This window comes from Bartonella rhinolophi, assembly GCF_036576165.1.
Lineage (GTDB): Bacteria > Pseudomonadota > Alphaproteobacteria > Rhizobiales > Rhizobiaceae > Bartonella.
This window is the reverse complement of the sequence record NZ_JBAFWY010000001.1, coordinates 543,131-557,459: the sequence shown is the minus strand read 5'-3', so window position 1 is coordinate 557,459 and position 14,329 is coordinate 543,131. Positions and strand designations below refer to the sequence as shown.

Here is a 14,329-nt window from a genome sequence, read left to right as displayed (position 1 = left end):
TTTCTCTATACAAGCTTTCTTAAACTTCAAAGAGACGCTCCCAATACTCTCTTTAAGCTCCCTATCTGCACATATTTTTTAAAAGTAAAAAATATGTCCCCTCACGTATTTTTTATAGCCACCCCTTGTAGATTCCAAATGATTAAAATTGGATTCCAAACGGGTTAAAAGCATCTTTCTTTTTATTTTTGCGCCCACTCCCAATAGCCACCCTGTCCCTCACATTTTACTGAGTATTTTTCCAAAACAGGATGACTTTATGGGCATAAGGCATGATAGACAACCACTGTGCGAGCAACAATTTTTGCTTGTAGAAACATCTTTCCAAACCACCGTAGATATTCCATGAGGTTTTTTCGTGGATCTGATGAAGCCTCTCCCCTTGCGCTTCACCTTAAAACACCTCATGACCCCACAACTTGCTTGCTCTCTTTTTTGTTGCTATTGCTTCACAGTTTTTCTTTTACGCAACCTTTAAGCTGGTTGTGCATAGGTTGGGATCACGATTGTCCCGAAATCTTGCACGGATTCATCACTCTGATCTAGAGAATAACTGAAGCGTGTTTTTTTCATACCGATAATTGTTTTTGCTGCCACACCGAACTCGCGTTCATAGTCAAACAGTTCTTCCACCAATTTATAGCGTGTTGCTCCATGGTTTTTTCCAAAAGCGATCACAGCACTTTGCGCCCCAAGGAGAACAGCACGACGCACATGTTGCACAGGCATATGTGATCCTGACATTGCTGTCACACCATGAGTAATATGTTCAGCTTCACGCAAAATGACCCCATTATACATTCCAAGCGACCCATCAAGGATAGGATTTTTTACGTGATTTCCATTATAGATTGACTTCGTAATGTCGAGCCACTGCCCTGCCTCTGTATTAGCGCGCAATTGGGTCACCTGTGTTGGGTGCAAATAAAGCACATAGACATTTTTGCCATCGACACGCACTGGTCTAATTTTTGGATTTGCAAGCTTAGCACGTTCAACAGCTATATCGATAAGCTTGAGAGTAAAGCCATCATTTTCGTCCAACTCTTCATCTTCTGTTTTTTTATTAGGTCGTACAACACGTTTATCGCTTGGCGACATTGGTTGATTAAATCCGTAATTGACAGGTAAGACAGACAGCTCTTGTCCTTCAAAGCTAATAGTACCTGCTGTATACCCACACACTTGAATAAAGAACATCATGCTCAAACGATCTGCATACCAATCAACCAAAGCATTTTTGGCTTCTGTGCGCAGATCATATATGACACGTTGCTGATCGATTGTCCCTGTATTTTGGACACGCACTGCATGAGCAAGCTCATTAACCACCACACGATCCGTCAAGAAATTAAGATTATCCTCAGCACCTGCAAGGAATTCTCCCTCGCTTACCCCATAGCCGTGTAGCTGCGTGCGCAAATTAAAGCTCACCGCATCACCACTTGCTTTACTGATTTCATCTTTCAGCTGTATGATACTGTTAGAATCTGTTCCAATCAATGAAGAAATCGAAATTGCTTTTGAGATTTCTTGATTCAAGAGTTTAGACCATGCACACACAGTCTGTTGCTCGTTGAGTCCGATATAATTGGTCATTTTGCCCTCTAAAAATTATTGATATAAAAAAATCGGCAAAGTGCCGATTATTGACTATCCACATTTGTTATTTTTCAAATGATGGATTTATTTTGCGTGTTTGTATGAATCTTAGTAAGAGCATTTGCCTCTTGCAGGAGTGCTTCCTCACCACATAATTTTTTCAAAGATGCTTTCCTCACTGGCACCACTCTTTGAGGGATTTCCTCTTTTTTAAGCATTTTCCAGTTTCAAAGATCACACTTTAAGACACTCTCTTTCTTGAAAGATATGTTCATACATCTCTTTTTTAACATTTTCCTTTTAAGAGATATTTCCTCACGCATTTTTCTTTATAAATGTTCCCCACGCATTAAGCTGTTAAAAGCAGTTTTATTTTTTGGATCAGAGATCCAAACACTAAACTCTGCCTCTGACATTTTATCGATCATCTCTAAAGAGACAGGGCCGCTTGAAGTCAAACCGTTATAGGCAGCCAGTGTGCGTGCAGAATTGTGCGTATCCTGTAAATTTTCCACCCTATGACTTTGCGAAGTTTTATATCCAACATTTTTAGCAATAGAGTAGATTACTTCAGCAGGATTATGATTTTTTCGCACACATTCCTGCAAGATTTTTTTCACTTCATTTCCGATCACCGTATCAATGACATTAGGATCAGCCATTTCTGGATAAAGCGAAGATAAAGCAGCCAATTGCTTAGCACGCATATCATAAATAAAGTCAGCAGCTTGATCAAAGTCATGATGTTTTTGTTTTACATCAGCCACGGATTGTTGGTAAATAGAGTGTAATTTCTCTGCTTCGGGCACAGTAGATTCTGCTTGTTGTTTTTTATGCAACAATCCTTGTTGATGAAGTGTTTTCCCCAACCATTGCATATATCCCATGAAATCTTTTTGCGGATCTGGTGGAACATTTTCCTCAACAACCTGAGATATTTCCCCAGCAGTTTCTTGTACTTTTTGTGGTTTTACATCTTCTTGTTGTTTTTGTTGAAAGACCGCTTCACGCTCTTCAAGATTTTTTTCAAGAGTTTTTCTCTCTACTTCTTCTCCCGTTTGCCCATTTTTTTCTCCTTGTGTTGTTGGAAAAAAATCCTGTTGCAATTGGTTTTGTTCCTCTAGCGTTAAGTGTTCTTGATCCATTATATTGCCCTTCTTTTTTCCGAACGATAAGATATAACTCAAGGTAATTTTTTTGGACGAGTCAGCTTAATTCTTAAGCATTTGCCATCTGCAAAATGGTCTGCAGCATTTGCTGTGCCCTCTCATCCTCGCTCTTCACGGGTGGAGCAGCATTTTCCTCTTGGTTTTGCTGTTGTGCTTTCACAGCAATTTTGTGGATAAGCGATGCTGGCAAAGGTGAATAACGCAAGAGATCGAGCATAATATCTGGCGTTGTAAAGCTTTGCATCATTGGCAGCAATTGCATAATAATAGCGAATGTGCGTTCTTTTTCATTAAGACTTGTTGGCGCATCATCAACCACAATATCATATTCCAAACTGGTGATCATTTCCCGTGTTAATGGAACATATTGTGCATTTTCATCCCCTGCAATCCGTATCAATCTCCCATCGGAGAGGTAATTTTGAATAAGATAGAGGATAATTTTCCCCTGTCGCTGTCGGTACCGCCGCAAACCATCAAAGAATGAAGCCAAGAGATTGAGTGAAGATTGTCTGCGTTGTTCTTCCAGAACCCCAGGTTGGTTTACAGCGCGCGTCCCAACAAATTCGGGGGACAATCCAGTAACTTGCGCAATAGCACCCTTTGCTTCATTAAACAGTTGGAAGAAACCTTGCGGAAATTGAGCCACAGGTTTTGGCTGAATTCGCCCCCCCGTGACGGCACCACTTTTAAGCCAAGTAATACTGTCTGCTCTTGCCCAGCTTTCCATAGCTTGACGATCATCATCAAAAGCATCACGTTCTGCCATAATTCCGCCTTTTGATTGGCTATTGAGCAGATGCATCACTTGACTAAAATACTTATTAGCCCACCGTTGTGGATCTTTTGTGGGTTTCACAATACCGTAAAACTGTCGAGTAAGCTTATCAAAATATCCGGTAATACACTCCCACCCCAATTGGTTTGACGGCACCAATGGTTTATCAGGAGCTTCGAGTAATTTTCTTCCCAAAAAGGCACGTTTAACGACTTTTTTTGTCAATTTTGTTGCCGAGATAGAGGGAAAATTTTTACGCAAATTTTGGAAATCTTTTTCAGAATAGTCGATAAATTTCCCCGTTTGCGTATCAAGCACTTTGTAGACGACTTCACGCTCGAACCACCGACATTCAGCCAACGTGACCATTTTAGGTTTTTGTGCCCTGTCTCCTTCCTGTTGCATATCGTGATAGGAGCTTTGCGTATCACCATCGCTTGTGTGATGAGAAAAGACATTATGTTTGACCCAATCAGCATTCAGATCACTCCAATGAACATTTGGGAACATTTCCTGAGCGATATCGAGTGGTTTTTCATCAATATACCATATGCGCTGTGCATCGACCAAATTTGGTTTAACAGCACTTGCATCCCAAACCATTTTCATAGGATCCAATCGTGCAATAACTGGTTTTCCTTGCGGCTCTTCTTCAAAATCGAGCCTTGTGTCCGTCCATCCCATCCCGCAAATAATAGCATCTTGAAAAGCATCAGAATCTTCGTATTCTCCATCAGCCTCATCACGAAACCATTCTGCCGCCCCTGTAAGGATCTGATTGGCAAAAGCGGCACCTTCTTGTCGTGGAATGAATTGCACCTGCCGCTTATTGTTTCTCTCTGTACCGATCACCGCATTTACCAAAGGTGCAATACGGTTAAAAGTCATGACTGGTCTGTTTTGCTCTCGCAACACGACGAGGTCTTTGTCATTCCATTGCCGTCCATTGTAAAAGTCGTAATCTTCTTGAGCATTTTTTCTCCATTTTTCGACATGATCGATATCATCGTGATACCAGCGAACGAGTTTTTCAAAGAGCGCCTGATGTTCAAGAGTTTCGAATTGATTGAAAGAGTTTGTAGAATTATCCATTTAAAAAGCCATCCATGAAGTTTGAGAATGGTAAGAGTTTTGATAAGCACTTTTTTTGGGTTGTATAGTTGGCTGTTCATAAGCCAAGCAAAGCAGTCCGAAGCTATCGGCACCATGGCTTGCCCAATCATGCTCAGCACCTAATCCGATATTGCGCTGTTCGTCGCGTTTTTCGTGATACCAAGCGAGCGCCTTTCGCCCTGCTTTTGTTGTTTCACGATTAAACCATATAGCAGGAAACAACCGCCTTACAGCTTCGATACGCATTTTCACGGCGCCCGCGCCTTGATTAGGGATCACTTTTGTTTGAAACCCTGCTTCTTGGAGAGCACTTTCAAAACTGACATTATAAACACGATCTTTTGTTGCCCCATCATGGGGCAAGACCATAAGCCCTTTGTCATATCCTCTTTGAAAAATCCATCCAATATGCTCTGAAAGGGGTTGCCCTTGAGCTTCATAATAATCAAGGACACGGATTTCACGTCCGACAAATTGTGCGACCCATAAAGCAGTAGCATCAGCCTTTGCACCTGTTCCACCGATATCCCAAAAGACCTTAATCTGCATCAACGGATCACGTGGAACCTTTGTAATGCGTCCTTCCTGCTCTGCCTCAAGCAGAACTTTTTGGTAGTAAGCTCCCTGCACCGATTGGAGATATTTTCCTTCCCAAATATGGTTATACTGTTCAGGTCTTTTTTCCAAATCTGCTTTCCGATCTCGATTGAGTTTTTCAGGAAATTGTGGATTATCACGCCAATTAATTTCTGCTCCTTTAATATTTGGATCATCGATATTTTTGAAACGCTGTTCCACGGGGGCATTTTCTCTGCAAGGATTCCAAGTCACCCATAATTCAGCATTCCAATCTTTTCCTTCTTCGCGCAATGTGGGAATAAGGGTCTGCCACGCGGCTTCTGTCACGGGCTCTGCTTCATCGACCCAGCAGAGAAAAATGCGTCCCATTGACTTAATACTTGCGATATTTCGATCAAGACCAGCAAAAACGTAAGCAATACGTCCATCTTTTGACCTAATATATTTATCTCCGATTTCATAATAGTCCTGTAAGAAAGGATAAGTTTCAATAGCGCGTTTAATTTCCTCCAAGGAACTTTCATTGAGTGAGTTTTGAAATTGCCTTGCACAAAGGATCGTGCCCCGTTCTCCTGCTTTTCCATGCCGATATCCGATCACAGCAGTCATCAAAGCAAAGGAGCGCGTTTTTCCAGATCCACGTCCTCCCCAAGCAGCACGAACATCAGCCTTTCCAGCAAAAACAGGAATAAGTTTTGGAATGAGAGCAACTTGAGCAGTTTTCATTGTAAAATGTTGTCATTATAAAATATTATCATTGTAAAATGTTGTAACTGAGGAACAGAGCGCCTTCTCGCTTTGCACTTTTGCGCCAAAAACTCAAAAAATAATTTAAAGGAAATTTGCGCGATGATTGCTCATAAGCAATCTACCTTAATAATAAATCCATCCCTCTCCTTGCATGACCACGCTCCATATAGCTGCAATAAAATACATTATCGTAATCACGCAGAATTCTTACATCCTCCATAAATTTGGTTTGCCCCCCCAACACGGGAACCACCCCAAGTACCCCACACTTCAAGCACTACGCCCCCAACACGAGAGCCACACCTCAAGTACCCCACACTTCAAGCACTACGCCCCCAACATGAGAGCCACGCCCCAAGTACCTCACGCCTCAAGTGCTACAATCCTCTGACGTCGCATCTTTTGGAATTACTGGCACAACTTCAACACGTGAAACTGTTTTAACATCACCCCCAGCATCTCCAGTAACCTGCAGAGGCAAAACCTTTGCAAGAAGCGAAAAAAAAGGTACAGGATTATTAAGTGCATGATATTGTAAATAAGACACAAGCCCATCTTCACCATAATGGTATCCAGCATGTTCAGCCGCTGTAAGAAGGGCTTCATTAAACCGTCTTGTCGTTTTATTCACCGAACCTTTTGGCCGTCCTCTTCGGCGTAAAGGAACGCAATTCTCACTTTTTGCCATCATATTCCTTTAAGTCAATAAAAGCTGATCTCATGGTTAAACATCAGCAATACAATTCCAAAAACAATCAATAAAAGCTTAAAACAGTTTCTTCCTAAAGGATTTTTTCCCTTAGAAATCTTTTACCAAACAATAAAACTTAGAAAAAACGGAGAAGATAAAGTCTAGAAAGCTCTAAACTCATTATCCCCTTAAAAATTTCACGGAAACTATAAAAATTGAAAAATTTCCAATCTGAGGAACCCTCACGATGACAATGCCTTACCCTTGTCATCTCACTTAGGCTCCACACTTCCTCTGCCCATGGCTACTTGCCAACATCAACTTATTGACAAGCAATCACTGCGCACATGCAATCATAATCTATTTTCAACCATTTTATTTGACGTGTTAACCACATTTATTTGATATGTTAACTACATCTGGCTTGATTATATTGATCAAATTTGACTTGATTGTATTCACTGAATCCGGTCGTGCTTTATCAAGCTAAGCCTGATTAATCTCCATCAAAACGCACAATTCCGATTGTATGATTATATTAACATTTTAGATTCACCTTGTCAATTTTTAGTTTTCATCACTATTTTGACGTATTTTCAAGTATTTTTTCGGGCAAAAAGACTAACTGATCGCCTTCTTTTGCAATTGTCACATTTGTTTCATCATGAATTTGCCCAAACAAGATGCTTTCAGCCAATGGGTCTTGAATTTCTTTTTGGATAACGCGCTTGAGCGGTCTTGCACCATAGAGAGGATCATATCCTTTCTGCGCAAGGAATTGTCGAACTTCTGGTTTAACATGTAGGGTTATTTTGCGTTCATTGAGCAAATTTTGCAATTGTTGTATCTGAATATCGACGATTGCTTCTATATCACTGCGTTGCAATCTCTGAAAGAGAATAATTTCATCAATACGGTTAAGAAACTCTGGACGGAAAGCGGCTTTCACGACATTCATGACATCGTTTTTAGCATGATCGGTTGTTTGTCCATCAGGCAAAGCGGTTAAAAATTCAGCACCAAGATTTGAAGTCATAATAAGTAAAGTGTTACGAAAATCGACGGTTCGTCCCTGACTATCGGTCAAACGTCCCTCATCGAGCACTTGCAGCAAGAGATTAAAGATATCAGGATGCGCCTTTTCGATTTCATCGAACAAAATGACCTGATACGGTCTTCTACGCACAGCTTCTGTAAGGACACCTCCTTCTTCATATCCAACATACCCAGGGGGGGCTCCAATCAAGCGAGCACCGGCATGTTTTTCCATATATTCAGACATATCGATACGCAACATTGCATTAGGATCTTGGAAAAGGAAAGCGGCAAGTGCTTTTGTTAATTCTGTTTTTCCAACACCTGTAGGTCCTAAGAACATGAATGATCCGATGGGTCGATTTGGATCTTGTAGCCCTGCGCGAGCGCGTCGAACGGCACGTGCAACAGCTTGCACAGCTTCACCTTGACCAATAACACGCTTTCCGATTTCGTCTTCCATACGCAGCAAAGCTTCTCGCTCTGCTTCCAGCATGCGATCAACGGGAATTCCAGTCCAGCGTGACACGACCCGTGCCACATGTTCAGCGGTCACAGTCTCTTCGACGAGATTATTTTGTTGGTCATCATTTTCAGCAATTCTCAGCTGTTTTTCGAGTTCAGGGATAAGACTATAAGCCAATTCTCCAGCTTTTTGAAATTGACCATTGCGCTGCGCGATAGCCAAAGCATTTCGAGCTTCTTCGATTTGTTTTTTCAAATCAGCGGCATGACCTAATTTTTGTTTTTCTGCCTGCCAAGCGGTTGTCATTTCGGCTGACTGTTGCTCCAAAGTTTCGAGTTCATTTTGCACAGTTTGCAGTCGTTCTTTTGCGGTTGGCTCCACATCCGTTTTCAATGCTTCCCGCTCGATTTTGAGTTGTAAGATTCGCCGATCGATTGCATCGAGTTCTTCAGGTTTTGAATCGACTTGCATCCGCAACCGCGCTGCAGCTTCATCGATAAGATCGATGGCTTTATCGGGTAAGAAGCGATCGGTAATATAACGATGAGACAAGCGTGCTGCAGCAATTAAAGCACTATCAGCCAATCGCACTTTGTGATGCTGTTCGTATTTTTCTTTAATTCCGCGCAAAATAGAGATTGTATCATCCACTGCTGGCTCGGGCACAAAGACGGGTTGGAATCGCCGTGCGAGGGCAGCATCTTTTTCGACATATTTTCGGTATTCATCCAGCGTTGTTGCGCCAACACAATGGAGTTCTCCGCGTGCGAGCGCTGGTTTTAAGAGATTGGAAGCATCCATAGGGCCATCAGATTTTCCAGCTCCGACGAGATTGTGCAATTCATCAATAAACAGAATAATCTGACCATTTTCGGCTTGCACCTCAGCCAGTACTGCCTTTAAGCGTTCTTCGAATTCCCCTCGATATTTTGCCCCTGCGATAAGCGCACCCATATCGAGAGCATAGAGTTGCTTATCACGCAATGTTTCAGGCACATCTCCATTAACAATACGCAGTGCCAACCCTTCAATAATTGCAGTTTTTCCCACACCAGGCTCCCCGATGAGAACGGGATTATTTTTGGTTCGCCTTGAGAGCACTTGAATTGTCCGACGGATCTCTTCTTCCCGCCCAATAACAGGGTCCAGTTTTCCTTCCCGTGCATCTTTAGTCAAATCACGCGCATATTTTTCCAAGGCTTCATACTGGCTTTCGGCACGTGGACTTGTTGCTGTTTTTCCTTTCCGCAAAGCATTAATAGCTTGATTGAGCGCTTGTGGGGTTAATCCTGCTTGGGTTAAAATATCAGCTGTTTTTGCGGTTTTTTCCATAATCAGCGCTTGCAACACGCGCTCGACTGTCACAAACTGGTCTCCTGCTTTTTGTGCGAGATCTTCTGCAAGTGTAAAAACCTTTGCCAACGGCTGTGAAAGATAGAGTTGTCCATTCCCCCCCTGCACTTTTGGCAAAACATCGAGTGCTTCTTTGAGTGCTTTTTGAATGAGGGATAGATCACCCCCAGCTCTTTGGATCAAAGAAGCAGCCAATCCTTGAGGATCCTCTATCAACACCTTGAGGAAATGTTCAGGCATAAACTGCTGATGATCTGAAGCGAGGGCATTATTTTGTGCTGTCTGAAGAAAACCCTGAAGCCGTTCGCTATATTTTTCTAGGTTCATTTTTTTTCCTTTCGTGACTCTTCCCACACTTTTTCATTTTCTCAACCACTTTGCAAAACGCCCTGCCAAAAGTGACAAAATCGCGCATATACCGACGAACAATTCCGCATAAAGAAACTGTAATGCTTAGCTCAATATGGGTTTTTACAAGAAGGAGTACAAGAGAAAAGCGTGTCTCTAGAAATTTTCACAAGAGCTCTTGAGATCAAAAAAGTGACATAAACAGAACGCAAAAAGAGGGAAAAGGGGGGTCTTATTCAAGGGAAGTAACAGCCTCTCTTTTTCAAGATTATCAAAAATTTTTCTACTGTTTCTTTTTGCTGTTTTAATGTCTCAATAGTTGGGTTTTATACTCAGTTTTTTCTTTCAAGAACCTTGCTTTTTTTGCAAAACTGCAAACACCCGTCCTCCCCTTCAAACCTTCATGCTCCCTTAAAATTTTCTTTTCTTTTTATTCTTCTTTATCTATTTTTTTCCCTCTATCTATTCTTTCCTCCCAGCAAATATTCATGCTCCCTCTCTTCTTTTTTCGTCCCCCCTTTTGCTCTCTTCTTCTCTTTTATTCTTCTTCGTCCGTTTTTTGTGGCGGTGGCGGCAAGATATAAGAACCAGACAGCCACCGATTCAGATCGATTGCGCGGCACCTTGTTGAACAAAAAGGATAAGCATCTTTCTGTGACATTTGACCACAAATTGGGCAAGGATGCGCAGGACGTAGTGAAGGTAACTTTTTTTGCATAAAATTCAGCTTTATTTACACGAAGAAATTTGGGTTTACATTAAGTTTTTCATTATTTTTATTATTGTTATTTTATGTATTTTTACCACATTATCTTTTGGTTGCGTTATCTATTTTTACCATATTGCCCATTTTAGTTACAAGCACACATGACTTGCAGACATAACCTGACAGTTTTTTGATTTTTTTCTCGGTCTTGTTATATTTTGACTATATTTAGACTACTTCACTCTATTTTGTCTATCATCCTATTTTTGAGCCCAATGAGGGAGAACAGGATAATGATAAGCTGTCAAGAGATCCATTGTTTCAGCCAATGGGAGCCCTACCACATTGGAATAGGAGCCAGCGATATTGACAACAAAAGCGCCTGCTTTTCCTTGGATAGCATACCCTCCAGCTTTTCCCTGCCACTCTCCAGAAGCCAGATAAGCCTCCATCATAGAAGAGGTTAATCGTTTAAAACGGACACGACTTTCGACCAATTTTACGGTTTTTTTCCCACCTTCATTCAGCGCACAAATAGCACCATATACTTTGTGGGAACGCCCAGAAAGGAAACGCAAACACTCATAAGCTTCGTCTTCTCCCTCTGGTTTGGGCAAAATAACGCGCCCAACGGCAACCACTGTATCCGCAGTTAAGATCACAGTTTTGTGTGCTAATAAATTCTCTTCACTATTTTGGTTATGCCACAGCAAAACTTCATGCGCCTTTAGCGCCTTTTCTTTTGCCAAACGTTTTGCAAGATTTGCAGGATGCTCTCTTAATTTTGGTGTTTCATCGATATTTGTTGCATAAACCTGATGAGGATCAAGACCAATTTGCGCTAAAAGTGCCAAACGGCGTGGCGAAGCGGAAGCAAGCACCAACTGCGTTTCCCCTACATGAGGTTTTTTTAAACAGGTATCTCTTATGATTCCCATTCTGATCCCCCTCAGAGTATTGTTTCAACCACCACGTTATGAATTTTGATAACAGCAAATTCTTTTGTGAATCGCAGCTTTTTTGTACACTAGCTCTGCACATTCACTGTATAATTTTCAAATTTCTACTTCACTGTACGCTTTTCGCTTTTTTATCTTTTTTGATTTTTCTTTTTTAAGAAACATCTAAGACATGTTTGTAAAAGCATCATTTTTTTATAAAAAGTGAAGATCTACCATATTTACTTATAGCGATAAGTAATACGTCCTTTTGTCAAATCATAAGGGGTCATTTCGACCATAATTTTATCACCTGCTAATACACGAATACGATTTTTTCGCATTCTCCCTGCGGTATGAGCGATAATTTCGTGATCATTTTCCAACTTTACGCGAAACATTGCATTAGGGAGAAGTTCGGTTACAACACCAGAAAACTCCAACACTTCTTCTTTGGACATAAATAATGACTTCCTTTAAAATTTGTACATTGATCTTTATTTATTCACTTAATCTTTATAATTCACGCATTTCTTTTTACTTTACGGAATTATTTTGCAGTGTTCATACCTTATTTTTCTGATTTTGTGAACAAAAATCCAACAAAAAGAAAAGGATTTTCTTTTTATATTTATTGACTAACATTTTTTAAAAATCTTGAGCATATTTTTACTGACAATTTCAGCTCGACTTTGCTAACATTTTTTTGCTAACATCTTAAGGGCGCATCTCAAATAAACTTGTATAATACGTGATTACACTAAGATGCACTCTCTACGTAAGATACATTCTCTCACGCCTTTCTCCCTCTCTCAAACACATTTTCTTCAATTTTGTCTTTGCCCTATCTTTGTCTTATTTTTACACTGTCACTGCCTTATTTTTTATTTTTCAACGTGCTGTTCGCTCTCCTCTTCAACATATTTTTCACTTGTCTCCTTAATTTACATTATTTTTTATATTGCCCTATTTCTTTTTATATTATTCTGTGTTCACTCTGAATTTTGTGTTTACCCTGATACACCTGCATTCATAACGCGCGTTCTTTCTGCTGTTTTTCTCTTCAAAATGCCTTAATTAAATTATATCCGTTCATTATCGATAAGCATCCCCTTTCAGAGCAAATGCTGTAAAAAGCCACTTAAACAATGAAGTGCTTTACACCATTGCACAACACAAAGAATCCACACAGCACAGCGCAATTTTTATTGGCAATCTAGAAAACATTTTTTACAGAAATACAGAAAATCTTATAAAAGAAAACACGATTATACGTTTTTAAGTTTATTTTTCAAACATTGTAAACACTTTGTTTTCAAAATGCTTTTCATAAAAAAGAAGCGGCAACACTAACAGTTCCGCTTCTTTATTCATAACACTTATATGTTATATCCTGCATATAACTAACAAAGCTTTTTAATATTAAGAAGAGAACCAATCCGACAATAATTCATACTCCACTGGATCATCGGCACATTGTCCGCTTCCACACTCAAGTATGGTAGAAATCAGATTTGCTGCAATTAAAAACACGAATACACCGCTTACAATTTTATGCAACATTGGTAAAGGAGAAAACAATTTAAATTTGTATGGCAACTCACTTAAAATTAAGATGAAGGTAACCGCAAGAATACAAAGAACCGAAATAATAAAAGCCCAAGTATAAAAATGAAATCCTAGGAACATTGAGCCATATCCAAGATCGTCTGGTGTAATATGTAAAAATATCTGCCGAGCAGCAATGATACTCGTCACCATACAACCGAGGATAACCATACCATAATGGGTATTTTTAATTTTGTGGTGAATATTGAGTAGAAAACCACAGCCTGCAAGTATCAAACCAACACGTTGAAGAAGACAAAGAGGGCATGGCAGTTCGAACTTGACCAGCTGATAATAGAAAGCGACCAACAAAACAATGGATAAGCCAATAAGTCCTAAACAATTAATAAAGATAACACAATGGTGATTTTTTTGTTCAGTATTTTCCATGATTATTCTCTCAAAAAGACAAATTTAAAACAGAAGTTGCATGATGATTAAAGGTAAGAAGGATGACAACAAACAAAACTGTCCAAAGAATATAACTTATATTTTTTTTGCCACATATAACAGATACAGACAAACTTAAAGCGATTAAAAATGGGAAAAACATGACCCGAGCACTCCTTAAATATTTGTAAAAATGCGAGCCGTATTACGGAGTTATTTGGCAAAAGAGAGGCTATAAATTAATTATCCACAATTCATTTTCTACATTTTATCGTCTTATAAAAGTAAACATCACCGAAAGCATTTCCCTTCAAATTCCTTTTCCAGAAAGAAAAAGTGTATTTTCATCACTTTTATCTTTATGATAATAAATAACATTTGCTAAATGATGCGTCTTCATAATCTCTTTTTACAACAATAAATTTTCTTATTTTCGACTTACTTTTGCATCAAGATTTTTTTATTTATGGCAAAATAATTGTTAAAATTAGGCAATGATTTGAACTAGAATATTCCTTGCATACCAGAATCACTTCCTGTCTTTTTATTTTTTGTTTTTTAAGAAATAAACTGCCTCTTTTTTAGAAAAAAGCATAAAATTTTTTAAACATCTTATAATATCAGATTATAATATCAGAAGGATTTTACTTGTCCTGATCCCATATATTGCAATCAACCAGCCTCCAGCTTTGACAGCCAGCCTCCAGCTTTGACAGCCAGCCTCCAGCTTTGACAGCCAGCCTCCAGCTTTGACAGCCAGCCTCCAGCTTTGACAGCCAGCCTCCAGCTTTGACAGCCAGCCT

11 protein-coding genes are annotated in these 14,329 nt (G+C 39.9%); all 11 read right to left on the bottom strand.

The genetic code is table 11. The features are described 5' to 3' along the window. Positions 1 to 474 precede the first annotated feature (474 nt). The 11 genes from bgtG to V5N67_RS02215 all read right to left on the bottom strand — a co-directional run bounded on the left by bgtG (position 475) and on the right by V5N67_RS02215 (position 13,689). The gene (gene bgtG, locus V5N67_RS02265) at positions 475 to 1,599 is read right to left on the bottom strand and encodes a BaGTA-type gene transfer agent major capsid protein (protein ID WP_332060248.1); all 1,125 of its coding nucleotides are present in this window, start codon (positions 1,597 to 1,599) and stop codon (positions 475 to 477) included. A 332-nt stretch (positions 1,600 to 1,931) separates the two neighbouring features. After that, positions 1,932 to 2,747, bottom strand: coding sequence for a hypothetical protein (locus V5N67_RS02260; RefSeq protein ID WP_332060247.1), 816 nt, complete (start codon positions 2,745 to 2,747; stop codon positions 1,932 to 1,934). A gap of 73 nt (positions 2,748 to 2,820) precedes the next feature. Then, positions 2,821 to 4,641 carry a BaGTA-type gene transfer agent portal protein BgtI gene (gene bgtI / locus V5N67_RS02255; protein WP_332060245.1) on the bottom strand — a complete coding sequence of 607 codons (1,821 nt, stop codon included), beginning with the start codon at positions 4,639 to 4,641 and terminating at the stop codon, positions 2,821 to 2,823. Next, positions 4,642 to 5,967, bottom strand: coding sequence for a PBSX family phage terminase large subunit (locus V5N67_RS02250; RefSeq protein WP_332060244.1), 1,326 nt, complete (start codon positions 5,965 to 5,967; stop codon positions 4,642 to 4,644). It abuts the gene before it with no gap. Between the two features lie 394 nt (positions 5,968 to 6,361). Continuing rightward, complete coding sequence (locus V5N67_RS02245; RefSeq protein WP_332060243.1) at positions 6,362 to 6,679, bottom strand: hypothetical protein; 318 nt, start codon at positions 6,677 to 6,679, stop codon at positions 6,362 to 6,364. A gap of 583 nt (positions 6,680 to 7,262) precedes the next feature. Next, the gene (gene clpB, locus V5N67_RS02240; protein WP_332060242.1) at positions 7,263 to 9,863 is read right to left on the bottom strand and encodes an ATP-dependent chaperone ClpB; all 2,601 of its coding nucleotides are present in this window, start codon (positions 9,861 to 9,863) and stop codon (positions 7,263 to 7,265) included. Positions 9,864 to 10,422: 559 nt separating this feature from the next. Then, complete coding sequence (gene yacG / locus V5N67_RS02235; protein ID WP_442879227.1) at positions 10,423 to 10,602, bottom strand: DNA gyrase inhibitor YacG; 180 nt, start codon at positions 10,600 to 10,602, stop codon at positions 10,423 to 10,425. A 248-nt stretch (positions 10,603 to 10,850) separates the two neighbouring features. Beyond that, positions 10,851 to 11,528 carry a Maf family nucleotide pyrophosphatase gene (locus tag V5N67_RS02230; protein ID WP_332060241.1) on the bottom strand — a complete coding sequence of 226 codons (678 nt, stop codon included), beginning with the start codon at positions 11,526 to 11,528 and terminating at the stop codon, positions 10,851 to 10,853. Positions 11,529 to 11,770: 242 nt separating this feature from the next. Next, complete coding sequence (gene infA / locus V5N67_RS02225) at positions 11,771 to 11,989, bottom strand: translation initiation factor IF-1 (RefSeq protein ID WP_010702900.1); 219 nt, start codon at positions 11,987 to 11,989, stop codon at positions 11,771 to 11,773. Between the two features lie 961 nt (positions 11,990 to 12,950). Next, the gene (locus V5N67_RS02220) at positions 12,951 to 13,526 is read right to left on the bottom strand and encodes a disulfide bond formation protein B (RefSeq protein ID WP_332060240.1); all 576 of its coding nucleotides are present in this window, start codon (positions 13,524 to 13,526) and stop codon (positions 12,951 to 12,953) included. Between the two features lie 10 nt (positions 13,527 to 13,536). Next, positions 13,537 to 13,689, bottom strand: coding sequence for a DUF5993 family protein (locus V5N67_RS02215; RefSeq protein WP_332060239.1), 153 nt, complete (start codon positions 13,687 to 13,689; stop codon positions 13,537 to 13,539). Positions 13,690 to 14,329 lie beyond the last annotated feature (640 nt).

Bases quoted from the DNA above. Each gene is read 5' to 3' on its own strand.
- bgtG (WP_332060248.1), bottom strand. From the start codon at position 1,599: ATGACCAATTATATCGGACTCAACGAGCAACAGACTGTGTGTGCATGG.
- V5N67_RS02260 (WP_332060247.1), bottom strand. From the start codon at position 2,747: ATGGATCAAGAACACTTAACGCTAGAGGAACAAAACCAATTGCAACAG.
- bgtI (WP_332060245.1), bottom strand. From the start codon at position 4,641: ATGGATAATTCTACAAACTCTTTCAATCAATTCGAAACTCTTGAACAT.
- V5N67_RS02250 (WP_332060244.1), bottom strand. From the start codon at position 5,967: ATGAAAACTGCTCAAGTTGCTCTCATTCCAAAACTTATTCCTGTTTTT.
- V5N67_RS02245 (WP_332060243.1), bottom strand. From the start codon at position 6,679: ATGGCAAAAAGTGAGAATTGCGTTCCTTTACGCCGAAGAGGACGGCCA.
- clpB (WP_332060242.1), bottom strand. From the start codon at position 9,863: ATGAACCTAGAAAAATATAGCGAACGGCTTCAGGGTTTTCTTCAGACA.
- yacG (WP_442879227.1), bottom strand. From the start codon at position 10,602: ATGCAAAAAAAGTTACCTTCACTACGTCCTGCGCATCCTTGCCCAATT.
- V5N67_RS02230 (WP_332060241.1), bottom strand. From the start codon at position 11,528: ATGGGAATCATAAGAGATACCTGTTTAAAAAAACCTCATGTAGGGGAA.
- infA (WP_010702900.1), bottom strand. From the start codon at position 11,989: ATGTCCAAAGAAGAAGTGTTGGAGTTTTCTGGTGTTGTAACCGAACTT.
- V5N67_RS02220 (WP_332060240.1), bottom strand. From the start codon at position 13,526: ATGGAAAATACTGAACAAAAAAATCACCATTGTGTTATCTTTATTAAT.
- V5N67_RS02215 (WP_332060239.1), bottom strand. From the start codon at position 13,689: ATGTTTTTCCCATTTTTAATCGCTTTAAGTTTGTCTGTATCTGTTATA.